The organism is Streptomyces albireticuli, assembly GCF_021228125.1.
Lineage (GTDB): Bacteria > Actinomycetota > Actinomycetes > Streptomycetales > Streptomycetaceae > Streptomyces > Streptomyces albireticuli.
In genome coordinates, this window is sequence record NZ_JAJQQS010000002.1 from 125,802 (window position 1) to 151,493 (window position 25,692).

A 25,692-nucleotide genomic window follows, 5' to 3' on the forward strand; every position below is an offset into this window, starting at 1 on the left:
CCCTCGTACTCACCCGGCCTGCCGTCAAGAGGGCGTGCGACCGTCGTGAAGACTTGCAGGGGTGCTCACGGAGAAATGCCGAGCAGGACTCTCTTGAGGTGAGTATCTGTGCAGGTCACGGCCCTTCTGGCAGTCGGGCCGGACAGCGGGCGCAGTCCTGCTCTGTGCTGTTGTGCGATCTTGTTTTCGGAGGCCTCCGATCCCGTGACTACGGGCGCCAGCGCACGCGGTGCTCGGACCAGAAGTCCCACGTGGTGAGCATTGCCTCCCAGCCGTCCGGGAACTTCACCGTCACCCCCAGCCGCACCGGATCCGTCGAAGGATGCTCGTCCAGCAGTTCCTCGACGCCCGCCCGGCACACCACCACGCACGCGTGCCGGTGCCGCGAGGCCAGGACGCACAGGCGGCCCGTCTCCAGGTGGAAGGCCGTCGCGTCCGGGCGGCCGGAGAGGGGGTGGAGGACCACCGTGACGTCGAACTCCCGGCCCTGGAGGCGGTTGGCCGTGTCGACCGTGACGCCGTCCACGCCGAGCTCGGTCAGGGCCGCCCGTACGGCCGCCGCCTGGTCGCGGTGGGCCGTGCCCACGGCGATCCGGTCGGCCGTGAGCGGCACCGGATCGGGGGACAGCTCACTCGTCGCCGCGCCGCCGCGGTCCAGCATCCGGCGGACGACCAGGGCCACCGCCCGTACCGCCTCCGGGTCCGTGCGCGGCGTCCTGCGCGCGGGCAGTTCCAGCAGGCCCCAGCCCGACGCGGCCGCCTCGTCCAGCACCCGGTCCGGGCCCGAGCCGTCGGACGGCACGCCGAAGGCCAGACGGCGGTCGCCGTGGCCCGTGCCGCTGCGGAACGGGGTGTACGGGTAGAAGGCCGCCGACACCAGCGGCGCGGCGGACGCCGGCAGCCGCCAGGAGACCGGCAGCCGGTGCTGCGGCAGGCCCGGGTTGTGCGCGAGCAGGGTGCTGACCGCGCTCGCCGACGGGTCGTACGACAGGCCGGCCCACTGCGCCGCGCCGTCGGGCCCCACCACGCTGAACGGGTCGAGCTGCCCCGGGTCGCCCACGAACAGCGCCCGCTCGAACAGCCCCGCCACGGCCAGCAGGGCGTCCGACCGCATCTGGTACGCCTCGTCGACGATCGCGTGCCCCCACGGCTCCGCGACCTTGGTGTGCGCCCACTTCGCCGCCGTGGAGACCACGACGTCGAGCCCCGCGAGGTCCGCGGCCTTCGTGGACGTGACCACCGACGGCAGCGCGTCCAGCGCCCGGTCGTACGGGCGCGCCTCGCTGCTGTGCAGCCGGCCCACCGGCAGCTCCGGGTCCTTCGCGGCCAGCCGCAGCACCAGGTCGTCGACCTGGGCGTTGGTCTGCGCGACGACCATCAGCGGGCGGCCCGCGGCGGCCAGCTCGCGCGCGGCCCGGACCACGAGCGTCGACTTGCCGGCGCCCGGCGGTGAGTCGACGACGACGCCGCGATGCGGGCCGCGCAGGGTGTCGCGGAGGATCGCGTCCGTCGCGGCGGCGGCCGCGGCGGACGGGTCGAAGGCGTCGGAGGCGCGGGTGCCCGCCGCCCGGACGATCACGGCCGCACCCCGTACGGGCGTGCCTCGCTCGGGCGTACGGCGGGAGCCGCTCCGGTCGTGTTCACAGCAGGTCCTCCGCGGTCAGCGGGTCGGGGGCGTCGGCGGCCTCGCCCGGCGGGCCGCCGTGGGTCCAGGGCGTCCGCTCGGGATCGGGCAGCTCGGGGCCGCCGCGCGGCGCGTGCTCGAAGAGCGTCCAGCAGACGCGGTCGCCCTTCTCCGGCACGGACCCCTCGTCGGGCACCTTGCCACGCCCCATGCCGCCCGTCAGGCGGACCGTCAGCGCGCCGCCGCCGTCCGGGGCGTGGCCGACGAACTCCGCCGTCTGCGCCCTGCCGTCCGGCAGCACCCGGTGCACCTTCACGCCTTCCGTCAGCAGCGGGCCGTCGTCCGTGAGCACCGTCACCAGCGGGCGTGGGCGCGGCACCTTCGCCTCCGAGTACTCCATCACCACCTCGGTGACCTCCCCCGCGAACGCCTCGCCCGCCAGCCTCCGGCCCGCCATGACCAGCGGGTCGTCCAGCGCCTCCTGCGCCTCCAGCCGGGCGTGCGCCGTCTCCCGCGCCGCGAGCTTGCGGGCCGCGGTCACCGCGTCGTCCCGCCGGGGCTGCGGCGGCTCACCGGCCGCCACCCGGTCCCGGTGCGAGGTGTACGACCAGCGGTCGCGCTTCCACCGCTCGGCCACCCGCTCGCCCTCCGGGAGCGCGCGCAGCAGGTCGACGCCCTGCCACACGGCGTCCCACGTCGGGCGGAGCTGTGACTCCAGGAGGGCGCGGATCTCCCGCTCGGCGCGGTGCAGCGGGGCCTGCGCGGCTTGCGCGGCTTGCGCGGCCTGCGCGGCCTCCGGGGCGGCCGCGGCCTCCGCACGGGCGCGGTCGTAGCGCGCCGTCGCCGGGGCCAGCCGCCTGTTGTCGAACACCGGGTCCGTGGCCGGGCCGGCGGGCGGGCACAGCAGCAGGCCCTCCGCGTCGCGCGCCAGCTCCGCGCGGAGGGCCGCCTCCGCGCCCGTCGTCCCCGGCGGGGGCGCGAGCCAGCCGAGCAGCGCCCCCAGGTGCTGGTCCTCCACGCCGCTCTGGCCCGTCGCCCAGTGGCGGGCGAGCACCTGCGTCATCGGCAGCAGCAGCGACGAACCGGGCAGCCGGGCACGCTCCCCGAAGTGCGTCAGCCAGCGGCCCAGCAGCGGGACGCGCGGCGGCGCCGGGTACGGGCTGTCGGGGTCCTGCTCGGCCGTCCGCCGGAAGCGCATGGACCGCCCGAGCAGCCGGACGTACTCCACGCCCGCCGCGCTCGGCACCAGCAACTGCGGGGCGTCGGCGCACAGCTCGACCTCGACCGGGACCTTCTTGCCCGTCTCCGGGTCGGTCTCCTTCCGCTGCTCCCGCTCGACGTCGTCGGCGAACCCCTCGACGTACGGCAGCACGGCGTCGGCCAGCTCCGCGAGGAACGCGAACCGCAGGTCCCGGTCGCGGGGCTGCGGCACGACCAGCAGCAGCGGGGCGTCCCGCTCCGTACCGACCATCGCCCCCAGCGGGGCACCGGCCTCACCGGCGGTGGTCAGCGGCACGAAGACCATCGGGCGCTCGGCCAGATGCCGGTGGCGCACGGTCGCCAGGGGGCGCGCCCGGCCTTCCCGGACGGCCTCCATCCGGGCGAGTGCGGTGATCAGGGACACGGGCTCTCCTCCTCGGCCGCCCCCGCGGTCGTCCGGACCCGGCTCCCGGACGCGGACAGTACTTCCAGCGCCTCCGCGCGCAGGGCCGCCGCGCGGCGCAGGGCGGCGACGGCGGGATCCGCCGGATCGCCCTCCTCGCCCCGGGCGGCGGCGAGCACCGCCCCCACCGTGGCCAGGCCGCCCAGCTCACCGCGGACCCCGCGGCCCAGCGTCTCCACCGCGTCCGCGGCTCGCGACCGGGCCCGGCAGTGGAAGGCCAGCTCGCACGCGGCGAGGCAGTCCGGGGCGTACGCCGCCGGGGCCGCCTCGACCGCGGCCGCCAGCTCCGCCGCGGGCCGGGTCGCCGTCCGGCCGTCGTCGGCGAGGCGAAGGTCGAAGGTGGTGCCCTCGGGCAGGGCGGCGGCGATGTCCTCGACGCGCGTCAGCCGGGCGAGCTGCCGCCGGGTCGTGGCGATCTGCTTGCGCACGTCGACGAGCTCGGCGTCGGGAAGATTGGAGAAGTCCTTGGGACAGACGAGCAGCACCCGCTCCCGCACGGACGCTCCGGCCGCGCGGCCGACCCGGGAAGCGCCGTCGGCCGGCGGAGCGACCGGGGCCTCCGCCACGGGGCCGCCGTCGGAAGCGGGTGGCAGGGGTGCGGCAGCAGCGCCTTCGTCTTGCGGGGTGTGGGCCGGGGCCGCCGTGGTGCCGGTCGGGGGAGTGTCGTCGGCGCCCTGTGCGGCTTCCGCTGTGCGGCCGGTGTCCGGAGTGGGTGGCAGGTGTGCGGCATCGCCTTCGTCGTGCGGGGCGTGGGCCGGGAGCGCCCTGGTACCGGCTGGGGGAGTGTCGTCGGCGCCCTGTGCGGCTTCCGCTGTGCGGCCGGTGTCCGGAGTGGGTGGCAGGTGTGCGGCATCGCCTTCGTCGTACGCCCCTCGGGTCGGCGGCACCGTCCCGTCGGCGGGCGGTGACGGGTGAGTGTCGCCCCCGGGAGTGCCCGGCGAGGCCGTCTCGCCGTCCCCCGGGCCCCCGCCCATCCGAGCCGCCACCCCCTCCAGGGCGAGCGCGTACACCGCCGCCTGCCGGGCCGCCGCGCCGACCTTGCCCGGGTCCGCCGCGCCGTCGATCATCGGGAAGGACTTGATCTCCACGATCGTCCAGTCGCCGTCCGGGTGGACGACGATCGCGTCCGGCTCCAGATAGGCGGGGGTGCCCGCGACCTCCAGGGCCAGCAGGGGGTGGTCCAGGACCGTCCACCGTCCGGCGGCCGTGGCCTCGCGCAGGGCCAGGGCCGTGCGGGCCGTGCGGCCCTCGGGGCCGGCCGCCGACAGGTCGGGGGTGAGGGGCGGGAACGCGGGGCCGGGCGCGGGGGAGTCGTCGCGCAGCCGGTCGTGGAGCAGGCGGACCAGGGCCTCGCCGCCGTCCGCCTTGACCCGTGCCTCGAAGACGTTGCCCCGCGCTATGGCGAACTGCGACTGCCCGTGCGTGGCCGGGGCGCCGAGGGCGCGGGCCAGCGCGCCCTTGTCCACCCCGGCGCCGTCGAGCAGGACCCGACGGCGGCAGCCGGGGTTGGCGGCCAGGGCCGCCAGGGCGCGCGCGTCGAGCGGACGCGGCGCCGCGGCGGGGCCGCGCAGTTCAGCGAGCCGCTGCCGCAGCGTCGTCGGCGAGGCTGTCGCCGGCCTCGTCGCGGGACTGCTGTCGGGGGATGTGCTCTCGGGGAATGTGGTCACCGGTGCCCGCCTCGCGAGATGTCTCCGGCGCCCCCGGCCGGCCGGCTCCGGCCCCGGAACCGGAGACCGCCGCCCGGGAAGGCGCTGTACCCGCCGAAGTCTCGCATCCGGCACCGACATTCGCGGAAGTCCCGGCCGTTTCCTGACGCGAGGCGGCGGAGAAACGTTCCCGTACGCGGTCGACCAGGCGCAGCGCCGGCTTGGCCAGCAGCAGCCCGACGCCCATGACGGCGGCGCCGGCCACGGCGTCCAGGAAGTAGTGGTTGGCGGTGCCCATCACTATCAGCGTGATCGCCGCCGGGTAGACCACGCCGGCGATCTTCGCCCAGGTCGTGCGCCCGTAGCGCCACATCACGACGCCGCACCACAGGGCCCAGCCGACGTGCAGGCTCGGCATCGCGGCGTACTGGTTGGTCATGCCGCCGAGGCCGCGCGGGGCGCTGGCGTCGCCGCCCCACCAGCCGTAGGAGCCGTACTGGGCCATCGTGTCGACGAATCCGTACGAGGCGTCCAGCAGCCGGGGCGGGCAGGTGGGCAGCAGGGTGAAGCCGATGAGGCCGATGAGGGTGGAGATCATCAGCCAGCTGCGCAGGAAGCGGTAGTCGCGCGGGCGCCGCCGGAAGGCCCACACGAGGATCGCGGGCGTCAGGATGTAGTGCAGGGAGGCGTAGGCGAAGTCGGCGGGTATGCCGAGGGACGCGTGCTCCGTGAACAGCCGGTTGAGCGGGTGTTCGAAATTTATTCGGAAGGTCTTCTCGAGGTCGAGGATCGCCAGACCGTGGTCGATCGCCGGCTGGACATTGCCGCGGACCAGCAGTCGGCCCGCCGAGTACACCGCGTACACCACGGCTATCAGCGGCAGCTCGGTCCACCAGCGCGGCCGCTTCCCCAGTGGTGTGCGGTACATCCGGACGCTCTCCATGTGTTCAGGCGGCCAATAAGCGCGCATGCAACCGTACGGTGTACGCCACATCGCGCGCACACCGCCCCGCGGCTTACCGGAAACCCCGAGTTCCCCTGCCGTTCCGCCCTGGTCACGATGCGTGAGGGCCGGAGGGGGCGGGTCAGGAGGGGAGACGCCCGGATTGACCTGCGGGTTGCCTGTGACAGGTGTGAGCGATGATGGAAAAGCGAACAGATCGTCGCCGCCGGTGCCTTGCCGGTCCGGATGGCGATCTGTAGTGAAAATCACCGAAATCTTCTGAAGGGTCTGGGTCCTCCATGGCTTCGACGACCTCGCGCATCCTGCTGGCCCGGCACGGACAGACGGAGTGGTCGCTCTCCGGCAAGCACACCGGCCGCACCGACATCCCCCTCCTGGACGAGGGCCGCCGCGGCGCCAAGCTGCTCGGCGAGCGCCTGCACCGCGCCCCCTGGGACGGGCTGCGGGACGCCGAGGTCCGTACGAGCCCGCTGGTGCGCGCCAAGGAGACCTGCGAGCTGGCCGGCTTCGGCGACCGGGCGACCGACTGGGACGCCCTGATGGAGTGGGACTACGGCGCGTACGAGGGCAGGACCCCGGCCGAGATCAAGGCGGACCGCCCCGACTGGCTCATCTGGCGCGACGGCGTCCCCGAGGGCGAGACCCTGGCCGAGGTCGCGGCCCGCGCGGACCAGGTCGTGGAATGGGCCCGCTCGGCCGACCGCGACGTGCTGATCTTCGCCCACGGCCACATCCTGCGCACGATCGGCGCCCGCTGGCTCGGCCTGGACATCTCCTTCGCCTCCCGGATCCGCCTCGACCCCACGTCGCTGTCGATCCTCGGCTGGGCCTACGGCGCGCCCGCCATCGAGCGCTGGAACGACACCGGCCACCTCGCCTGATCACGGCCCGAGGGGGTCGCGGCGGTGCCTCAGACGGCGACCGCGGCCCCTTCGTGCCGCTCCAGGAACGACGCGACCACCGGGTCCGCGCGGTGGCGGCGCAGCAGCCGGGCCGTCGCCGCCAGCATCGTGCGGACCCGCGTCGACCGGACGTCCTCCAGCAGGTCCAGGGCGCGCCCGCCCTCGACCGCCGCCGCGTCGGGCGCCCCGCCGCGCGCCAGGTCGCCCGCGAGCTGGGTGGTGAACAGCGCCGTGTTCCGGGCGAAGTGCGGGTCCTGGAGGTCCACCGCGCGCCGGGCGTGCTCCGCCGCGCGGGCCCACTCGCCCAGCGCCGACCAGCACTGCGCCTCCAGCCCCTCCAGCTCGGCCGGGCCGAAGAACGACATCCACTCCGGGTCGGCCGGGCCCGGCCCCCGCTCGAAGAGGTCGCGGGCCCGCAGCAGCGCCGCCTCGCACGCCACCCGGTCGCCGAGCCCGGCCCAGCCGCCCGCCTCGCGCAGGGTCAGCAGCGACATCAGCCGGGGCGACGGCAGCCTGCGGGCCGCCCGCTGCGCCGCCTGCGCCGCTCGTACGGACTCCCGGGGCCGCCCGGCGTCCCGGGCGAGGAAGGCGGTGTTGCAGAAGGCGTGCGCCTCCAGCGCCGCGTCACCGGCCACCCGCGCCGTGGCCAGCGCCTCCGCGTAGTGCGAGCGGGCGTCGGAGAACCGGCCCGAGTCATGGGCCAGCCAGCCGACGGACAGGGAGAGCTCGCCCGCGCCCGTGTACAGCCGGTCCGCGACCGACTGCCGGCGGGTGTCCGCGTCGAGCAGCTCGTAGGCCACGCGCAGCGGGCGGGCGGCGCGCCGGTAGATGCCGTCCGCGCCGTGGCGGTCGTCGAGCAGGCGGATCCGGCGTACGGCCTGTTCCACGGCGACGGCCTCGGCCTCCCCGGCGCGGCGCCGGTCGCGGGCGGCCGGGGGGGCGGGGGCGGCCCACGCGGTGCCGAACGAGGCGCCCAGCGAGGCACCCAGTGAGGCGGTGGCCACCGCGGCCGTGCCGCCGGTCATGAACGCGCGACGCAACACGTCGCTCTCCTTGCTCTCCTTGTGACGGTCGGGACTGTGGGCGGAGCCGCCGGCGGTCCCGTCGGCCGTACCGCCGGCGGGGCCGCCGGAGGGCCCTGCCGGTGACGCGTCGGCGTTCTCCCGCGCCCCCCGACCGCGTACCACGTCTCGTGGAACGAAACCCATGTCCGCCGGTTCGCGACCGGGGAACATATGCCTGAACACCCGCTCGTAGGCGTAATTGGGGCAGCGGATCTCCCCCGACTCGACCCGCCCGATGTAGCGCGCGTCGCACGAGACCTGCTCGCCGATCTCGCGGGCCGCCCGCCGGACGGCCGCCGCGAACTCGCCCGGCGACCGGGCCCCGCGCAGCTGCCGGAAGGCCGTGTTCGGGTGGTGCGCTTGGGACGACGCCATGGCCGGACCCTCTCCCTGGCGAGCGCGCGCCCCGCGCGGTGGGCGCGTGGCGTGCGGCTGTGCTGGAGCCTCTGTGCCGCCTGTCGGCTGCCGTAGCGGCGGAGAAGACCGTACCGGCTGACGGGGTCCCACTACACCCTGTTTAGCTACAAACGGGATATCTCACCCGTGATCCGCCATGAACTGCCATCCTTTGTGACGGCATGGCACCGTAGCCGTTGACGCCCGCGGGCGTTGAACTCCTTGGAGCGCGCTCGACGCGGAGTGGCACGGCGGAGGAGGGGTTTCCCTTGGTGGAGGCCGGAGTGGACATCAGCAGCTCGCGGACGACGGCCCTGCACCAGCCGCGTCAGGACCACAGCCCGTCCCCCCGCGTCCCCCAGGTCACCCTGGACGCGGGCCCGTGCGACCTCGTCACCGTCCCCGCCCGGCAGGGCCTGGAGGCCGTCGACATCCTGCGGCTGCGCGACGGCGTCGGCCCCGTGCTCCACGACGGCGAGTGCGACACCCTCGGCTTCCTCGTGCCGCCCGGCACGGCCGACGCCTGGGACGTCCCGGGCAGCGCCTGCACCCAGACCTTCGGCCAGGGCGAGCAGCCGGGCCTCGAAGAGCCGCCGATCATGGGCACGGGGTGGCTGGTCGCGCCGGAGGCGGCGTTCTCGGAGGCGACGGATCCGGCGGTGCTCCGCGCCGCGCTGGGCGAGGCCGCGCGGACCATCGAGGCCGTGGACCGCTGTCGATAGGGACTCCCCGGCCAGAGTCTCCCCGGACTATAGGCTCTCCCGGCCAGAGTCTCCCCGGGCCATAGGTTCTCCCGGCCAGGGGCTCCCGGCCGCGTTCCGCCCGCCCGGCCGTGCCGGGCGATACTTGCCATGTGGCTAAAGGCAAGCAGAAGCAAGGGCGTGGACGCGCCGTCGAGGCGGCGTCCGAGCAGGTCGAGGGCGGTGTCGCCGAGCTGCGGCCCGACCGCGACCGCCCCCGTGGCTTCACGCTGCTGATCGACGGCGCCCCGCAGTCCCACGTGGACCTCGACGACCCCGCCTACCTCGACTTCGCCTATCAGCGGCGCCTCGGCCACATCGCCGACCTCGTCGCCCCGCCCGGCAAGCCCGTCCAGGCCCTGCACCTGGGCGGCGGGGCCTTCACCCTCGCCCGTTACGTCGCCGCCACCCGGCCCCGCTCCACCCAGCAGATCGTGGAGATCGACGCCCCGCTCGTCCGGTTCGTCCGCCGCGAGCTCCCCCTGGACGCCGGCTGGCGGATCCGGGTGCGCGGCGGCGACGCCCGGGAAGGGCTCGCCAAGGTGCCCGACGGCTGGGCCGACCTGATCATCGCCGACGTCTTCGCCGGTGCCCGCACCCCCGCCCACCTCACCAGCGTCGAATTCGCCGGCGAGGTGCGGCGCGCGCTGCGCCCGGGCGGCTTCTACGCGGCGAACCTCGCCGACGGCCCGCCCCTCGCCTACGTCAAGGCGCAGATCGCGACCGTACGGACCGTCTTTCCCGAACTGTGCCTGACCGCCGACCCCGCCGTGCTGCGCGGCCGCCGCTTCGGCAACGCCGTGCTGCTCGCCTCCGACCGCGAGCTGCCGGTCGCCGAGCTGACCCGGCGCGCCGCCACCGACCCGAACCAGGGCAGGGTCGAACACGGGCGCGCCCTCGACGACTTCACCGGCGGCGCGGCGCCCGTCACCGACGCCTCCGCCCGCCCCTCGCCGGCCCCGCCGCCGTCCGTCTTCGAGTGAGGCCCGGGCGGCCCCGGCCCGCTCAGAACGGCGGCAGCTGGCCCGTCCGGGCGACCCGCTCGTACCAGCGGGCGCTGGACTTGGGCGTACGGACCTGGGTGGCGTAGTCGACGTACACCGCGCCGAAGCGCTTGCCGTAGCCGTACGACCATTCGAAGTTGTCCAGCAGCGACCAGAGGAAGTAACCGCACACGTCCACGCCGTCGCCGATCGCCCGGTGCACCGCGTCGAGATGGGCGTGCAGATAGGCGATGCGCTCCGGGTCGTGCACCGCGCCCTCGCCGTCCGGCTTGTCGTCGTACGCCGCGCCGTTCTCGGTGACCATCAGCGGCAGCCCGGGGGCCTCCCGGGCGAACCGCGTCAGCAGGTCGTACAGGCCGGTGGGATCGACCGACCAGTCCATCGCGGTCCGCTTGCCGGGCGGGCGGTGGAAGGTGACGCCCCCGGCGCCGGGCCACGGCGAGGGCTCGCCCGCCGGTGGGCCGGCCGCGCCCGGTGCCTGGCCGGAGACCAGGAACGGGGCGTAGTAGTTGACGCCCAGTGAGTCCAGGGGGTGGTGGACGGCCGCCGCGTCGCCGCCGTGGACGAAGGACCAGTCCGTGATCCCCGCCGTGTCGGCGATCAGGTCCGCCGGGTACTCCCCGTGCAGCATGGGCCCGGTGAAGATCCGGGTGGCCAGGGCGTCGACCCGGCGCCGCGCGTCGAGGTCGGGCGGGGAGTCGGTGAGGGCGCGCACCGCACCGGGGTTGAGGGTGACGGAGACGGCCGCCCGGGAGGGCAGCGCGGCGCGCAGCGCCTGGGCGCCGAGTCCGTGCGCGAGGTTGAGGTGGTGGGCGGCGCGCAGGGCCGCCACGTCGTCGGTCCGGCCCGGCGCGTGCACCCCGGAGCCGTAGCCGAGGAAGGCGCTGCACCAGGGCTCGTTGAGGGTCGTCCACAGCTCCACCCGGTCCCCGAGCGCCTCCGCGACCAGGTGCGCGTAGTCCGCGAAGCGGTGCGCGGTGCCGCGCTCCGGCCAGCCGCCCGCCGACTCCAGCTCCTGGGGCAGATCCCAGTGGTAGAGGGTCAGCACCGGCCGGATGCCGTGGGCGAGGAGGTCGTCGACGAGCGCGCGGTAGAAGTCCAGGCCCGCCTGGCAGGCCGGGCCGCGCCCGCCGGGCTGGACCCGGGGCCAGGAGACGGAGAAGCGGTACGCGCCCAGCCCCAGGTCCGCCATCAGGCGCACGTCCTCGGCGCGGCGGTGGTAGTGGTCGGTGGCGACGTCCCCGGTGTCGCCGCCGAGGACCTTGCCGGGGGTGTGGGAGAAGGTGTCCCAGATGGAGGGGGTGCGGCCGTCCTGCTGTGCCGCTCCCTCGATCTGGTACGCGGCGGTGGCGGCGCCCCAGAGGAAGCCGGGCGGGAAGTTCACGGTCATGGATGCGCTCTCGGTGTGGGGGAGGAGAGGGACGGGAAAGGGGTCAGCCCTTGACGGCGCCCTGCATGATGCCGCCGACGATCTGTCTGCCGAAGAGGGTGAAGGCGAGCAGCAGCGGCAGGGTGCCGAGCAGCGCACCGGCCATGATCACGGCCTGGTCGGGCACATAGCCCCGGCCGAGGCCGGTGAGGGCGACCTGGACGGTCGGGTTCTCCTGGGTCAGCGCGATGATCGGCCAGAAGAAGTCGTTCCACGCCTGGACGAAGGAGAGCATCCCCAGCACGGCCATGGCCGGCCGGGCCACCGGGAACACCACGTGCCACAGCACGCGCAGGCTGCTCGCCCCGTCGACGCGGGCCGCCTCGATCAGCTCGGTGGGCAGCGCCTCCACCAGGTACTGACGCATGAAGAACACGCCGAAGGCGCTGACGAGCGTGGGCAGCACCACCGACTGGAGCTCGTTCGTCCACCGCAGCTCGGCGACGACCATGAAGAGGGGGACGACGCTCAGCTGGGGCGGCACCATCATCGTGCCGACCGTCGTCAGCAGCAGGACGTTCCGGAACCGGAACCGGAGCTTGGCGAAGGCGAAGCCCGCGGTCGTCGAGAAGAGGACGGTGCCGAGCGCGACCGCCCCGGCCACCAGCACCGTGTTGAACAGCGCCAGGCCCATATGGGCCTCGCCCCAGGCCGTGCCCAGGTTGGTCAGCAGCCGGTCGCCGAAGCGGAAGGGCGGCGGGGTCCGGGCGAGCCGGGCGTTGTCCCGGGACGCGGTGACCGCCGTCCAGACCAGCGGGAACAGCGAGCCGGCGGTGAACAGGACCAGCACCGCGTAGGTGACCGGCCCGGCGCGCAACTGCCTGCCCGCGCCCCCGCTCCTGCCCTTCGCCGGGCCTTTCGATCCGGCCCTCCCCTTCGCGGGCTCCCTCGGCGGGCCCTTCGCCCGGCCGGCGGGCCGTCCGGTCGTCGTCGTCACATCAGCCCCTCACCGGGTCTTCCGCAGTCCTCGCGCGATCAGCAGATTGACCGCGCCGATCAGCAGCAGGATCAGGAACATCGTCCAGGCGACGGCGGAGGCGCGCCCGAGGTGGAAGTTGAACCACCCCTGCTCGTAGAGGTAGAGCCCCAGCGTCTGGAACTGGTGCGACGCCCCGCCCTTCTGCCCGCCCGCCCCGCCGAACAGCAGCGGCTCCCCGAAGAGCTGGGTCGCCCCGATCGTCGAGACGATCACCGTGAAGAGGATGGTCGGCCGCAGCGCCGGCACCGTGACGTACCGGAACTGCTGCGCGCGCGACGCCCCGTCCAGCGCGGCCGACTCGTACAGCTCGTCCGGCACGGCCTGCATCGCGGCCAGGTAGATCAGCGCGTTGTAGCCCGTCCACCGCCAGATCACGATCGAGGAGACCGCGATCTGCGAGGACCAGGCGGAGCTCTGCCAGTCCACCGGGCCGACGCCCACCGCGCCCAGTGCCCAGTTGACCATCCCGTAGTCGCGCCCGTAGAGCAGTACGAAGACCAGCGTCGCCGCCGCGACCGAGGTGGCGTACGGCGTCAGCAGCGCGACCCGCCAGAAGGACGCCGCGCGCAGCCGGTAGTGCAGCAGATGGGCGAGCCCCAGCGCCATCAGCAGCTGGGGGACGGTGGACAGGACACCGATGGTGAAGGTGTTGCGCAGGGCGTTCCAGAAGAAGTCGTCCCCCAGCAGCCGGGCGTAGTTGTGCAGCCCCACCCACTCCAGCTGGTCCGGGGCGTAAAGCTCCACCCGGTGCAGCGAGGCCCAGCCCGTGTAGAGCAGGGGGAAGACGCCGAACGCCGAGAAGAAGAGGAAGAAGGGGGCGACGAAGGCGTACGGGCTGAAGCGGACGTCCCAGCGGTAGAGGCGGCTGCGCCAGGGGCGCGGCCCGCCGCGCCGTGGCCGGTCGAGGTCCTCGGGCGGCGGCGCCGGGCGGTCGCCCACCGCCTCGGTCGCGGCCGTCATTCGTCCACCGCGTTGTGGATCTCCTTCTGCGCCGCCTTCCAGGCCGCCGCGGGGGACCGGCCCTGCTGCTCCACCTGAGGGATCCCCACATCGGTGAAGGCGGTGCCGATCTGCTGCTCCCGGGGGCCGATCACCAGCCGGGGGACCGACCGGGCCGCCGCCGAGAAGATCCGCCCGGTGGGCGCGTCGCCGAAGTACGGGTTCCGCGCGTCCTTCACCTGCGGCATGGCGTACGAGGCCGGGGTGGAGGGGATGCTCGCCTGCCGGTCGAAGAGCCTGGCCTGCTGTTCCGGCGCCGTCAGCCAGACCGCGAGCGCGATCGCCGCCTTCCGGTGCCGGGCCGCCTTCGGCACGGTGACGAAGGAGCCGCCCCAGTTGGCGGGCCGGGGCGCGGGGGCGATGTCCCACTTGTCCTCGGCCGCCGGGCCGGCCTTCTCCTTGATGTAGCCGAGCATCCAGGGCGGGCAGGCGACGGTGGCGAAGCGGCCGTTGGCGTACGCCTGGTCCCAGGGCTTCTCGAACTGCTTGAGGCGGGCGGTCAGACCCTCGCGCGCGGCCCGCACCGCGAGGTTCCAGGACTCCCGGACCGCGGGGCTCGTCCGGTACACCCGCCGGCCCCGGCGGTCGTAGTAGCGCTCGGCGTAGCCGTGGATCGCGGCGTTGTAGATCCCGGCCGCCGAGTCCGTGAAGACCGTGCCCGCCGGCGCGCGCTTCTTGTAGGCCCGGCCGGTCTCCAGGTACTTCCGCCAGTCGCCGGCCCAGAGCCGGCCGACGCCCTCCCGGTCCGTGGGCAGCCCGGCCTTGGCGAAGAGGTCCTTGCGGTAGCAGACGGCGATCGGCCCGATGTCCGTGCCGAGGCCGATCGTCCGGCCGTCCGGCGCGGTCGCCTGCGCCCACTTCCAGTCCAGCCAGGTGTCCGCGCGGACGCCCTCGGCCCGGGAGAGGTCCACGAAGCGGTCGGCCTGGGTGGTGGCGACGTCGTGGATGTTGCCGACCTCGACGGCCTGGATGTCGGACAGGCCGCCGCCGGCCGCGAGGTGGGTCAGCAGCTGGGGGTAGTAGGCGTCGTTCCGCTCGATCACGCTCTCCTTGATCGTGATGTCGGGGTGCAGCCGCTCGTACTCCTCGTAGAGCCCGGCCTGCTTGTAACCGAAGACGCCGAAGGTGCCGATGGTGACGGTGGTCCTCCGGGCGCCGCCGCCGGGTCCCTCGCCCGCGCTGCCGAGGCCGCCGTCGTCCCGGGCGCAGGCCCCGGACAGCCCCACGCCGAGCGCCGCGACGGCGGCGACGGCCGCCATCCGGCGCGGGGGCGTGCGGGAGCGTCGGCGCATGGGGTGTCTCCTGGTGCCTCGGCGTACGGACTCGTGGGCTCGGAGTGAAGCGGTGGGCCTTCGCCGGGCGTGCCGCCCGTCCGGCGGAACACGGCGTACGGCGGACGGAGCACATAGGAGACGGGGACCGGGCGGTGCCGGGGACGGGGAGGGAGGGAGCCCCGGGCCGATGTGATGAAGAGTCGTCGGATCCCGGCGGAGAGTCAAGGAAGCCCTGGCGCGTCGCGCGATGCCACCCGCGCGCCGCGAAATATGACGCGGGTCACACGCGCCTCGCGCCGCCCGCACGGCTCACGCGCGGGCACCCGCCTCCCCCACATGGGGGCCGCACATGACGAAGGCCCCGGTCCGCTTCCGCGGACCGGGGCCTTCGATCAGGGTGAGTAACGGGACTTGAACCCGCGACATCCTGGACCACAACCAGGTGCTCTGCCAGCTGAGCTATACCCACCATGTCGGCTGGTGTGTTTCCCACCGGCCGAGAAAAAGTGTACAGGGTTTTCAGGGGTGCTCGCTCCCAGGTAACCCGCGTCCTGGGAGCGAGCTGCGTCACTACGCCTGAACGGGCAGGACGTGCTTGGCCGCGATGGCCTTCGCCGCGTCCGAATCCGGGCCGGGCTGCGGCACGAAGATCGCCTCGCGGTAGTAGCGGAGCTCGGCGATCGACTCGCGGATGTCGGCGAGCGCCCGGTGGTTGCCGCTCTTCTTGGGACTGTTGAAGTAGGCCCGCGGATACCAGCGGCGGGCCAGCTCCTTCACCGACGACACATCGACGATCCGGTAGTGCAGATGGCTCTCCAGCGCCGGCATGTCCCGCGTGAGGAAACCGCGGTCGGTGCCGACCGAGTTTCCGCACAGCGGGGCCTTGCCCGGCTCCGGGACGTGCTCACGGACGTACGCCAGGACCTGGGCCTCCGCGTCCTCCAGCGTCGTGCCCTTGTCCAGCTCCGCGAGCAGCCCGGAGGCCGTGTGCATCTGGCGCACCACCTCGGGCATGGTGACGAGGGCCTCGGCGGGCGGGCGGACGACGATGTCCACACCGTCGCCGAGGATGTTCAGCTCAGAGTCGGTGACCAGTGCGGCCACCTCGATGAGCGCGTCGTCCGACAGCGAGAGCCCGGTCATCTCGCAGTCGATCCACACCATGCGATCGTTCATGCGTCTCACCCTACGGGGCGTTCTCGCTGGCCGGGCAGGCGTGGGCTGTAGAGGTCGGAGTCCGGCTTGCCCGGGTCCGGCCCGCCGGGAGTGTTCCCGGCGTGTCCGCCCCCGTGCCCGCCGGGTCCGCCACCGTGGCCGGCCGGATGCCCGCCGTGTCCGCCGTGCCCGGTATGGGGCGGCGGTGCGGACATGGCGGCTCCGGTGACGGCGTGCGCGGTGGTGGCCAGGGCCGCCCTGCGCAGCCCCAGCACCGAGGGCTCCCCGCTCCGCTGCTCCACCGGGTCCGGCCGGTCGAACCGGTCGTGGCGCTCGGTCCGGTCCGTACGGTCCGGCCGCTCACCCCGCTCCGGCCGCTCGGCCGAGCCGTTCTGCGGCCGGCGCGCGCGGTACGCGGCCCGGTAGGCGGCCGGGGAGGACCCCAGCTGCCTGCGGAAGTGGCCGCGCAACGCCACCGGCGAGCGGAAGCCGCAGCGCCCGGCGACCTCGTCCACGGAATAGTCCGAGGTCTCCAGGAGCCGCTGTGCCTGGAGCACCCGCTGGGTGATCAGCCACTGCAGCGGCGCGCTGCCGGTGAGCGAACGGAACCGCCGGTCGAAGGTGCGACGGCTCATATAGGCACGGGCCGCCAGGGTCTCCACGTCGAACTGCTCGTGGAGGTGCTCCAGCGCCCAGGCGACGACCTCGGCGAGCGGGTCGGCACCGATCTCCTCCGGTAAAGACCTGTCGAGGTAGCGCTCCTGTCCGCCGCTTCGGCGTGGCGGCACGACGAGCCGGCGGGCCAGGGCCCCCGCGGCGTCGGCGCCGTGGTCGGTGCGGACGATGTGCAGGCACAGGTCGATGCCTGCCGCGGTGCCCGCGGACGTCAGTACGTCACCGTCGTCGACGAAGAGCTCCCGCGGGTCCACATGGACCGACGGATAGCGCTTGGCGAGCGTCGGCGCGTACATCCAATGGGTGGTGGCGGGCCTGCCGTCGAGCAGCCCCGCGGCGGCCAGTACGAAGGCACCGGTGCACAGGCCCACGATGCGGGCGCCCTCCTCGTGGGCGCGGCGCAGCGCGTCGAGTGCGGCGGTCGGTGGCGGCTGGGTGATCGACCGCCAGGCCGGTACGACGACGGTGCCGGCCCTGGAGAGTGCCTCCAGGCCGTACGGTGCGGTCAATTCCAGGCCGCCGGTTGTTCGCAATGGCACATCTTCGCCCGCGCACACCAGCAAGCGGTAGCGGGGGACTCCAGCGTCCTGTCGGTCGATACCGAACACTGAGAGCGGAATGGAGCTTTCGAAGATGGGGCCGCCGCTGAAAAGCAGCACAGCGACGATCTCCCGGCGGCGGCGTCCGGAGAGCTTGCGCGTGGTCTCCGGTACGGTCGTGGAGTCCTGGCTCATGGCGCTAAGCCCCCCTCGGCGGTCGAGTCCTCTCGGTCCTGCACGTTTCCCCTCGGTCCTGAACGGTTCCCCCGCCGGTCATGGCCAAGATCGAATCTACTGCGTCGCATGGAGTCGCGGTGACCAGTTCACCACCCGGCTCTATGTCGACATGACAACTTGGCGCGAAGCGTTCGATCACGAAGCGTTGCACTTGCAGGGCTCGGTGAAAAGTACGCCTCTCGCCCATGCCCAATCCCCGTAGGGTGCAACCGCCCCCGGTGGTCCTTTCCTTGCTGGTCGACCGGCTGTTGGGGGCCGCTCAGGCCAAGGTGAGGGGTTCGGCCTGAAGTTGGCTGAAAACCAACGGGTCCATACGTACGAAGGCGTCATTCACCGGACGTACTACCGGGCGTATCGCCCGGTCCGGAGGCACCCTGATGGCGTCCGCCGCGGTGCGCGCCGCCGCCCGTGCGGCCGTGCCGGCCCCGGTGCGGAACGCTTTGCTCCGCAGACAGCCGAGCGGCGGTGCGCTCGGACTGGCGCAGGAGGGCCCGGCAGGCGCAGGTGAGGGCGACCAGGCCGGCGGCCGTGCCCGCCGCGCCGCCGAAGGACTGACCGCACATCAGCAGGACGACGGGGACGAGGGCGCAGCTGAACGCCGCCCAGCGGACCACATCGCTCACCGGATCGGGGGAGTCTGCCCCGGTGTCGTCGGCGCGGTGGTGATCACGGGTTCCGGGCACGGAGCGGCTCCCTGCTGACGGCGGCTGACGGTGGTACAACGCCCGGCCCGCCGCCCGGGTCACTGCGGGAGGGGCATCGGGGGGACGCGGCGGCGGGCCGGAGGGGGCCTTGCCCGGGCCGCGCCCGGGTCGGGCCGGGGTCGCGCCCGGGCCGCCGCGGGGCCTCGCCGAGGGCGCGGCCCCGGCGCCCGGACGGGTGCCGGGACGGTACGGGTGGGACGCTCCGGGCCATTGCGCTACGGCCCGGGCTCGTGCATGCTCCGGGGAACGCCCCGGCGGCTCCGCCGTGCCCGGCGGGCCCTGGGCAGGCGATGAGTGTCGCCGTACCCTTATGGGTAAGTGCTTGAAAAGATGAATCCCGGACGGATTTCCCGTCCTTGATCCACCCGGGCGGCGTCCCTCCGACCTCGCCCGACAGCCCCTGACAACTCCAACCAGCCCACCGCCCTTCCCCTCCGCACGAGGACTTCCTTCGCCGAGACACCGATGGCCGGTCACGAATTCTCCGAACCCGCGGACCGCAAGCGGGTCGCCGATCACGCGGCGCACCCCGAAGCGGCGGAAGAAACACGCCATTCCTGCGATCCGGCGTTCCAGCACGGTGTCGTGGTGGGCTTCGACGGCTCCACCTCGAGCGAGCGAGCGCTTGCGTATGCAATCGGGATGGCCCGGCGCTCCGGCTCGGGGCTGATCATCGTCCATGTGGCCAACCGGCTGCCGACGACCGTGTGGGCGGGCTGTGAGCCACCGGTCTTCGTGGACGTCCCCGACCACCGCACCGAGGTCCTGGGCCTGGAACTGGCCTGCGCGGACCACCTGTCGGAGGTGCCGTGGATCCTCGTCGAGCGCGGTGGGGACATCTGCCATGAACTGGAGGAAGTCGGGCGGGAGTATTCGGCGGACGCCATCGTCGTCGGCTCCACGCACGGCCTGGTCGGCCGGATCTTCGGCTCGGTGGCGGGGCGGCTGGCGCGGCGCGCCCAGCGGCCCGTCGTGGTCATCCCGTAGCCGGTCCGGCGCCTCGGCCCCGGCACCTCGTGCGGGTGATGCCCGCGCGTGCCGTCCTTGACGGCCGCCGGACGCGCCGCGGCACGCACCCGCTGGACATTCCCGTGGAATCTACCCGCGCGTAGAAGGTGGGGAGCGCCCCGGTGACGGGTAGGTACCGCTCGGACGACGTGCTGCCGGACGGGAGGTGACGGTTCCCGGAACCGGCGGCATCACCGCCGGCGGGAGGGCGACGCCGGCAAGGGGAACAGCCCTCCCCGCGCGCCGGGTGGTACGCGTGGGGAGGGCTGTCCTGTACGGACCCGCCGCAGACAGGTTGAGCGGGTCCGGGTCTTGAGGGCCCCTCATGGGGGCCGTGCGGCGCCGGGCGGACCGAAGCCGGGCCCGGCGGCGGCCGGTCCTACTCGACCGTGACGGACTTCGCCAGGTTGCGCGGCTTGTCGATGTCGCGGCCCATGGCCTTGGCCGTGTGGTAGGCGAAGAGCTGGAGCGGGATGCCCATCAGGATGGCGTCGAGCTCGTGCTCGTTCTTCGGCACCACGATCGTGTGGTCGGCCTTCTCCTGCACCTGGTGCGCGACGGCGAGGATGCGGCCGCTGCGGGCCTTGATCTCCTCCAGCGCGGCGCGGTTCTTCTCCAGCAGCTCGTCGTCCGGGACGATCGCCACGGTCGGCATGGCCGGCTCGATGAGCGCCAGCGGGCCGTGCTTGAGCTCGGAGGCGGGGTAGGCCTCGGCGTGGATGTACGAGACCTCCTTGAGCTTCAGCGAGGCCTCGCGGGCCACCGGGTAACCGCGCACGCGGCCGATGAACAGCATCGACTTGGCGTCGGCGTACTCCGCGGCCAGCTTCTCGATCTCGCCCTCGTTCGCCAGGATCTCGGAGATCTGCGCGGGCAGCTTGCGCAGGCCCTCGATGATCCGCTTGCCGTCGGCGACGGACAGGTCACGGGTGCGGCCCAGGTGCAGGGCGAGCAGGCCGAAGGAGACCACCATGTTGGTGAAGCACTTGGTGGAGACGACGCAGACCTCGGGGCCGGCGTGCACGTAGATGCCGCCGTCGGTCTCGCGGGCGATCGCGGAGCCGACCACGTTCACCAGACCGAGGACGCGGGCGCCCTTGCGCTTGAGCTCCTGGACGGCGGCGAGCACGTCGTAGGTCTCACCGGACTGGGAGACCGCGATGTAAAGGGTGTCGGGGTCCACGACCGGGTTGCGGTAGCGGAACTCGGAGGCCGGCTCGGCGTCGGCGGGGATCCGGGCGAGCTCCTCGATCATCTGCGCGCCGATCTGGCCCGCGTGGTACGAGGTGCCGCAGCCCAGAATCTTCACCCGGCGCACGGCGCGGGCGTCACGGGCGTCGAGGTTCAGGCCGCCCAGGTGCACGGTGGAGAAGCGGTCGTCGATCCGGCCGCGCAGGGCGCGGTCCACCGCGTCGGCCTGCTCGTAGATCTCCTTGTGCATGTACGTGTCGTGGCCGCCCATGTCGTACGACTCGGCCTCCCACTCCACGGTGGTCGGCTGGGCCGAGGTGCGGGAGCCCTCGGTGGTGTACGTGCGGTAGTCGTCGGCCTTGAGGGTGGCCATCTCGCCGTCGTCGAGGGTGACGACCTGGCGGGTGTGGCTGACCAGGGCGGCGACGTCGGAGGAGACGAACATCTCCTTCTCGCCTATGCCCAGGACGACGGGCGAGCCGTTGCGGGCCACGACGATGCGGTCCGGGAAGTCGGCGTGCAGCACGGCGATGCCGTAGGTGCCCTCGATGTGGCGGACCGCCTCGCGGACCTTCTCCTCCAGGGTCTCGGCCTGGGAGCGGCCCACGAGGTGCGCGAGGACCTCGGTGTCCGTGTCGGAGAGGAAGGTGACGCCCTCGGCGGTCAGCCGGGCGCGCAGCTCGGAGGCGTTGTCGATGATGCCGTTGTGGACGACGGCGACCTTCTCGTCGTTGTCCATGTGCGGGTGGGCGTTGACGTCGTTCGGGGCGCCGTGGGTGGCCCAGCGGGTGTGCGCGATGCCGGTGGTGCCCGCGAAGCGCTTGGGGAGGCGGGCCTCCAGCTCGCGGACGCGGCCCTTGGCCTTGGCGGTCTTCAGGCCGCCGGCCTTGCCGCCGGCGTGCAGGGCGATACCGGCGGAGTCGTAGCCGCGGTACTCCAGGCGCTGGAGGCCCTCCAGCAGCAGCGGCGCGACATCGCGCTTACCGATATATCCGACGATTCCGCACATGGTGTTGACCCTCCCAGGCAAACGATCAGTGATGCTCGGCAGCGGCAGGAGCCGCCGTTCTCAGCCGTAGACGATGCGGCGCAGCTGCCGCAGCGAGAGCTCCGGCGGAGCCACCGCGCGGTGCGGCAGCTCTGCCGCGATCCGCTCGAAGATCTCCGCGTTGTGCAGGCCGCCCGACTGGAGCTCGCGGTGCCGGCGGCGCACAAAGGTCTCGGTCGTCTCGTCGAAGTACGCCAGGACGTCCAGGACCACCCGGGCGGCCTCGCCGCGCTGAAGCGGCGTGCTGCGCACCAGGTGGTCCACCAGGTCGTCATGGGTCATACGGCGTTCGAGCACCCGTTGATATTGATGGGTAACGGGGTCATTCGCAAGAATCCTGCCCGATATCGGGCAGGGATCCATGAAAACGGAGGGATGAGTGACTAGAAACGCTTCAAAACGGCTTGTTTCGCCGCACTGAACTCCTCCTCGGTGAGCACACCGGCATGACGCAGGTCACCCAGCTCGCGCAGCCGGCGCAGCAGGGCGTCATGATCGGCGTCCTGGTTCCCGGCGGCCGGGGCGGCCGCCGCCCCCCGCTCCCCGCCCGGGGCGAGCGCCGGTACGGCCGTCTCCGCGACCGGGGCCACCGGCGCGTACGGATGCGGCATCCGGACCGTGACCGCCGCCGCGGCCAGCGCCATCAGCGGGTCCTTCTTGAAGCCGAAGAGCTCCACGGCGTACGGATCGTGCTTCGGCGACAGCTTGGGCTGCGCCCCCGTCACCGTGAACCGCAGATAGCCGTTCTCCAGCCCGGAGGACGGCAGCCACTCCACGGAGGCGATCTGCGAGAGCGGCAGCACCTGCGGCCCCGCCGAGCTCTTGCTCTCCTCCGTCGTCCAGTTCCACTCCAGGCGGACCCGCTCCCCGTCGAAGGCCACCGTGCCGTCCCCCGCGCCCACCGACAGCGGCACCCCCGGGCCCGGCAGCAGATAGCGGTCCGTGGAGCCCGTCGGCACCTGCTCCAGCAGCAGGGCGTTGCGGACCTCGTCCACGAAGTACTCCGCGACGCCCGACCGGTCGGACTCCACCGCCAGCTGGTACGGGTCCGCCGCGTCCGCCAGCCGCCCCCGGGTGACCTGCGACAGCGGATCGGCCCCGTCACGCAGCCGCAGCCGCAGCCGCCCGCTCTTGCGGCCCGGTTCGAAGGCGATGCCCGCCACCGCCACCAGCGGCACGGCCAGCTCCCCGACCGTCTGCCGCATCACGTGCACGCCCCGCTCCCGGCCCGGCACGATGCGTATCGTGTCGCCGTCGAACGTCCACATGCCGTCCTTCTGAAGGATCTCAGCCATGGGGGGAATTCTCGCAGGCGGGAGCCCCGCCGAGAGGGGTGCGGCGCGCCTCGCCCCGACCCCGCCGCGCGGTGCGGAGGCTTGACGCGGAGCGGGGCGGGCGGTAGCCAAGTGGTCGTCCGCGCGCGTGTTTTCCACCGAGCCCCCCGAGTCCTCCTCCGCCCGAGAGACCTCCTCCGAGCAGCTCGCCGAAGGGACCCTCGTGAGACGACGTTCCCGCACGGCCCGCGTGACCCGCCCGCCGCGCCTGCTGTCCGCCCTGCTGCTGGTCGCCGCCGCCCTCGCCGGCACCGCGCAGGCCCGCGCGGCCGACGGCGCCCCCGGCCCCGCCACGCCCGTCCCGCTCACCCACGTCATCCCGGCGCCCGCGTCCGTACACCCCGGCGGCGACCCCTACGAGATCACCGCACGCACCCGTATCCGGGTGCCCCACGACGCACCCGAGGCACGCCGGATCGCCGGGCGGCTCGCGGCGCTGCTGCGCCCCTCCACCGGCTATCCGCTGCCCGTCACCTCCACCGGCGGCCCCGGCGGAGGTGACGGCATCCGGCTGCTCCTCGGCGACCCGGACCCGGCCCTCGGGGCCGAGGGCTACCGCCTCACGGTGACCCGCCGCTCCGTGACGCTCAGCGCCCGCGAGCCCGCCGGGCTCTTCCACGGCGTGCAGACCCTCCGTCAGCTGCTGCCCCCGCGCGTGGAGCGCGACCACAGGCAGCCCGGCCCCTGGACCGTCTCCGGCGGCACCGTCACCGACGTGCCGCGCTACGCCCACCGGGGCGCCATGCTCGACGTCGCCCGCCACTTCTTCCCGGTCGACGAGGTGAAGCGCACCGTCGACCAGCTCGCGCTCTACAAGATGAACACGCTCCACCTGCACCTCTCCGACGACCAGGGCTGGCGGCTCGCCGTCGACTCCTGGCCCCGGCTGGCCACGTACGGCGGCAGCACCCAGGTGGGCGGCGGCCCCGGGGGCTTCTACGACAAGGACGACTACCGCGAGATCGTCCGGTACGCCGCGAGCCGCCACGTCACGGTCGTGCCCGAGATCGACATGCCCGGCCACACGAACGCGGCGCTCGCCTCGTACGCCCGGCTGAACTGCGACGGCGTCGCCCCACCCCTCTATACGGGCACGTCCGTCGGCTTCAGCTCGCTGTGCGTGGGCAAGCCGGACACGGACGAGTTCGTGGACGACGTCCTCGGCGAGCTGGCGGAACTGACGCCCGGGCCCACCCTGCACATCGGCGGCGACGAGGCGCACTCCACCGGTCACGCCGACTACGCGGCCTTCATGGAGAAGGCGCAGCGGGCCGTCGCGCGGCACGGCAAGCGGGTGGCCGGCTGGCACCAGCTGGCCGGGGCCCGGCCGGCGCCCGGCGCGCTCCTCCAGTACTGGGGCTACGACCGCACCGGCGCCGCCGAGCGCGCGCAGGTCGTGGCCGCGGTGCGGGCGGGCGCCGGGCTGGTCCTCTCGCCCGCGGACCGGGCCTACCTCGACATGAAGTACACCAAGGACACCCCACTGGGCCTGGAATGGGCCGGCCTGGTCGAGGTGCGGCGGTCCTACGACTGGGACCCGGGGAGCTATCTGCCGGGCGTCCCGGAGAGCGCCGTCGCGGGGGTGGAGGCGCCGCTGTGGACGGAGACGGTCTCGACCCGGGCGCAGCGCGAGTATCTGACCTTTCCGCGGCTGCCGGGGGTCGCGGAGCTGGGGTGGTCGCCGCGCTCCACGCATGGGTGGGGCGGGTATCGGGTGCGGCTCGCGGCTCAGGGGCCGCGGTGGGAGGCGATGGGGGTTTCTTATTACCGGTCGCCGCAGGTGCCGTGGGTGGGGTGAGGGTTTTTCCCCTACCCGCCCCTTCCCGAATGTCCTCAGGCGTCGGACGGGCTGGTGTGGGTGGTGTCCTCGGGCGCCGGACGGGCTGGTGTGGGTGGTGTCCTCAAGCGCCGGACGGGCTGGATTTTCCGGCGCTTGAGGGCCCGTAAGGGCTAGCTCGCGAAGCCCAGTTCCCGGGCGATCAGCATGCGCTGCACCTCGCTCGTGCCCTCGCCGATCTCCAGGATCTTGGAGTCGCGCCACATCCGGGCCACCGGGTACTCGTTCATGAAGCCGTAGCCGCCGTGGATCTGGGTTGCCTCGCGGGCGTTGTCGACCGCGACCGTCGAGGAGTAGAGCTTGGCGATCGCCGCCTGCTTCTTGAAGGGCTCGTCGCGCACCAGCCGGGACGCGGCGTCGCGCCAGGAGACGCGGGCGGTGTGGGCCTTCATCTCCATGTCGGCCAGCTTGAACTGGATCGCCTGGTTGTCGCCGATCGGCCGGCCGAACGCCCGGCGGGTCCGCGCGTACGCCACGGACTCGTCGACGCAGCCCTGGGCGAGGCCGGTGGCCAGGGCCGAGATCGCGATCCGGCCCTCGTCCAGGATCTGGAGGAACTGCGCGTACCCGCGGCCCTGCTCGCCCAGCAGGTTGGCGGCCGGCACCCGGACTTCGGAGAAGCTCAGCTCACGGGTGTCCGAGGCGTTCCAGCCGACCTTGGAGTAGGGGGCCGCGACGGTGAAGCCGGGCGTGCCGGAGGGCACGATGATCGTGGAGATCAGCGGCTTGCCGTCGGCGGTGCGGCCGGTGACGGCGGTGACCGTGACCAGGCCCGTGATGTCCGTGCCGGAGTTGGTGATGAAGCACTTGGTGCCGTTGATCACCCATTCGCCCGTGGCCTCGTCCAGCCGGGCGGTGGTGCGGGTGCCGCCCGCGTCCGAGCCGCACTCCGGCTCGGTCAGGCCGAAGGCGCCCAGCGTCTCGCCGGAGCATAGCGCGGGCAGCCACTGCCGCTTCTGCTCCTCCGTGCCGAAGCGGAAGACCGGCATGGCGCCGAGGGAGACGCCCGCCTCCAGGGTGATCGCGACGGAGGAGTCCACCCGGGCGAGCTCCTCCAGGGCGAGGCCGAGGGCGAGGTAGTCGCCGCCCATGCCGCCGTACTCCTCGGGGAAGGGCAGTCCGAAGAGGCCCATCCGGCCCATCTCCCGCACGATCTCGTACGGGAACTCGTGGCGCTCGTAGTACTCGCCGATCTTCGGTGCGACCACGTCGTGGGCGAACTCCTCCACCGTGCGGCGGAGCTCCTCGTGCTCTGGGGTCAGTCGGTGGTCCAGCGACAT

At 73.5% G+C, this 25,692-nt stretch carries 21 protein-coding genes and 1 tRNA gene; 5 read left to right on the plus strand and 17 right to left on the minus strand.

Annotated elements, in window-relative coordinates; translation table 11 throughout:
* Positions 1-208: 208 nt before the first annotated feature.
* From LUZ64_RS00790 to LUZ64_RS00805, 4 genes are all read right to left on the minus strand, one after another.
* A complete protein-coding gene (locus tag LUZ64_RS00790; protein WP_232390286.1) occupies positions 209-1,579 on the minus strand; it encodes an AAA domain-containing protein in 1,371 nt (456 codons plus the stop codon).
* Positions 1,580-1,640: 61 nt separating this feature from the next.
* Positions 1,641-3,248 (minus strand): hypothetical protein, encoded by a 1,608-nt coding sequence (locus LUZ64_RS00795; protein WP_095579612.1) that lies wholly within the window; start codon positions 3,246-3,248, stop codon positions 1,641-1,643.
* The gene (locus LUZ64_RS00800) at positions 3,239-4,954 is read right to left on the minus strand and encodes a hypothetical protein (RefSeq protein WP_095579613.1); all 1,716 of its coding nucleotides are present in this window, start codon (positions 4,952-4,954) and stop codon (positions 3,239-3,241) included. Before LUZ64_RS00800 ends, LUZ64_RS00795 begins: the two co-directional genes overlap by 10 nt.
* The gene (locus LUZ64_RS00805; protein ID WP_095579614.1) at positions 4,860-5,861 is read right to left on the minus strand and encodes a phosphatase PAP2 family protein; all 1,002 of its coding nucleotides are present in this window, start codon (positions 5,859-5,861) and stop codon (positions 4,860-4,862) included. Before LUZ64_RS00805 ends, LUZ64_RS00800 begins: the two co-directional genes overlap by 95 nt.
* 314 nt (positions 5,862-6,175) lie before the next feature.
* Here LUZ64_RS00805 and LUZ64_RS00810 point away from each other — a divergent pair, with 314 nt between their 5' ends.
* Positions 6,176-6,778, plus strand: a complete 603-nt coding sequence (locus LUZ64_RS00810) for a histidine phosphatase family protein (RefSeq protein WP_095579615.1) — start codon at positions 6,176-6,178, stop codon at positions 6,776-6,778.
* Between the two features lie 29 nt (positions 6,779-6,807).
* On the opposite strand, the gene LUZ64_RS00815 is transcribed toward LUZ64_RS00810, so the two are convergent.
* The gene (locus tag LUZ64_RS00815; protein WP_095579616.1) at positions 6,808-8,238 is read right to left on the minus strand and encodes an NsdA family TPR-like regulatory protein; all 1,431 of its coding nucleotides are present in this window, start codon (positions 8,236-8,238) and stop codon (positions 6,808-6,810) included.
* A 305-nt stretch (positions 8,239-8,543) separates the two neighbouring features.
* Here LUZ64_RS00815 and LUZ64_RS00820 point away from each other — a divergent pair, with 305 nt between their 5' ends.
* On the plus strand, positions 8,544-8,981 hold the full coding sequence (locus LUZ64_RS00820; protein WP_232390285.1) for a hypothetical protein: 438 nt from the start codon (positions 8,544-8,546) through the stop codon (positions 8,979-8,981).
* 131 nt (positions 8,982-9,112) lie between these two features.
* Positions 9,113-9,982, plus strand: coding sequence for a spermidine synthase (locus LUZ64_RS00825; RefSeq protein WP_095579618.1), 870 nt, complete (start codon positions 9,113-9,115; stop codon positions 9,980-9,982).
* A 22-nt stretch (positions 9,983-10,004) separates the two neighbouring features.
* Here LUZ64_RS00825 and LUZ64_RS00830 read toward each other — a convergent pair whose 3' ends face one another.
* The 8 genes from LUZ64_RS00830 to LUZ64_RS00865 form a co-directional block, all read right to left on the minus strand.
* Positions 10,005-11,393: a GH1 family beta-glucosidase gene (locus LUZ64_RS00830; protein ID WP_095579619.1), complete on the minus strand. Its 1,389-nt coding sequence runs from the start codon at positions 11,391-11,393 to the stop codon at positions 10,005-10,007.
* A gap of 43 nt (positions 11,394-11,436) precedes the next feature.
* Positions 11,437-12,369, minus strand: coding sequence for a carbohydrate ABC transporter permease (locus LUZ64_RS00835; RefSeq protein WP_095579620.1), 933 nt, complete (start codon positions 12,367-12,369; stop codon positions 11,437-11,439).
* A 9-nt stretch (positions 12,370-12,378) separates the two neighbouring features.
* Positions 12,379-13,371 carry a carbohydrate ABC transporter permease gene (locus LUZ64_RS00840; RefSeq protein WP_095579621.1) on the minus strand — a complete coding sequence of 331 codons (993 nt, stop codon included), beginning with the start codon at positions 13,369-13,371 and terminating at the stop codon, positions 12,379-12,381.
* Positions 13,368-14,702, minus strand: coding sequence for an ABC transporter substrate-binding protein (locus LUZ64_RS00845; RefSeq protein WP_095579622.1), 1,335 nt, complete (start codon positions 14,700-14,702; stop codon positions 13,368-13,370). The genes LUZ64_RS00840 and LUZ64_RS00845 overlap by 4 nt, the downstream gene beginning before the upstream one ends.
* Positions 14,703-15,080: 378 nt before the next feature.
* A tRNA-His gene (locus LUZ64_RS00850) sits at positions 15,081-15,153 on the minus strand.
* Positions 15,154-15,254: 101 nt separating this feature from the next.
* A complete protein-coding gene (gene orn / locus LUZ64_RS00855) occupies positions 15,255-15,860 on the minus strand; it encodes an oligoribonuclease (RefSeq protein ID WP_095579623.1) in 606 nt (201 codons plus the stop codon).
* Positions 15,861-15,865: 5 nt separating this feature from the next.
* Complete coding sequence (locus LUZ64_RS00860; RefSeq protein WP_095579624.1) at positions 15,866-17,248, minus strand: helix-turn-helix domain-containing protein; 1,383 nt, start codon at positions 17,246-17,248, stop codon at positions 15,866-15,868.
* A 368-nt stretch (positions 17,249-17,616) separates the two neighbouring features.
* On the minus strand, positions 17,617-17,973 hold the full coding sequence (locus tag LUZ64_RS00865) for a hypothetical protein (protein WP_095579625.1): 357 nt from the start codon (positions 17,971-17,973) through the stop codon (positions 17,617-17,619).
* A gap of 486 nt (positions 17,974-18,459) precedes the next feature.
* Here LUZ64_RS00865 and LUZ64_RS00870 point away from each other — a divergent pair, with 486 nt between their 5' ends.
* Entirely contained in the window at positions 18,460-18,981 is a 522-nt protein-coding gene (locus LUZ64_RS00870; protein WP_087928020.1) for a universal stress protein, read from the plus strand.
* A gap of 400 nt (positions 18,982-19,381) precedes the next feature.
* On the opposite strand, the gene glmS is transcribed toward LUZ64_RS00870, so the two are convergent.
* The 3 genes from glmS to LUZ64_RS00885 all read right to left on the minus strand — a co-directional run bounded on the left by glmS (position 19,382) and on the right by LUZ64_RS00885 (position 22,536).
* Positions 19,382-21,202, minus strand: a complete 1,821-nt coding sequence (glmS, locus tag LUZ64_RS00875) for a glutamine--fructose-6-phosphate transaminase (isomerizing) (RefSeq protein ID WP_095579626.1) — start codon at positions 21,200-21,202, stop codon at positions 19,382-19,384.
* A gap of 60 nt (positions 21,203-21,262) precedes the next feature.
* On the minus strand, positions 21,263-21,538 hold the full coding sequence (locus LUZ64_RS00880) for a hypothetical protein (RefSeq protein ID WP_087928022.1): 276 nt from the start codon (positions 21,536-21,538) through the stop codon (positions 21,263-21,265).
* Positions 21,539-21,624: 86 nt separating this feature from the next.
* On the minus strand, positions 21,625-22,536 hold the full coding sequence (locus LUZ64_RS00885; protein WP_095579627.1) for a DUF4429 domain-containing protein: 912 nt from the start codon (positions 22,534-22,536) through the stop codon (positions 21,625-21,627).
* Between the two features lie 202 nt (positions 22,537-22,738).
* Between LUZ64_RS00885 and LUZ64_RS00890 the strand changes: the two genes are divergently transcribed.
* Complete coding sequence (locus tag LUZ64_RS00890; protein WP_232390284.1) at positions 22,739-24,373, plus strand: beta-N-acetylhexosaminidase; 1,635 nt, start codon at positions 22,739-22,741, stop codon at positions 24,371-24,373.
* 152 nt (positions 24,374-24,525) lie between these two features.
* On the opposite strand, the gene LUZ64_RS00895 is transcribed toward LUZ64_RS00890, so the two are convergent.
* Complete coding sequence (locus LUZ64_RS00895) at positions 24,526-25,692, minus strand: acyl-CoA dehydrogenase family protein (RefSeq protein WP_269755733.1); 1,167 nt, start codon at positions 25,690-25,692, stop codon at positions 24,526-24,528.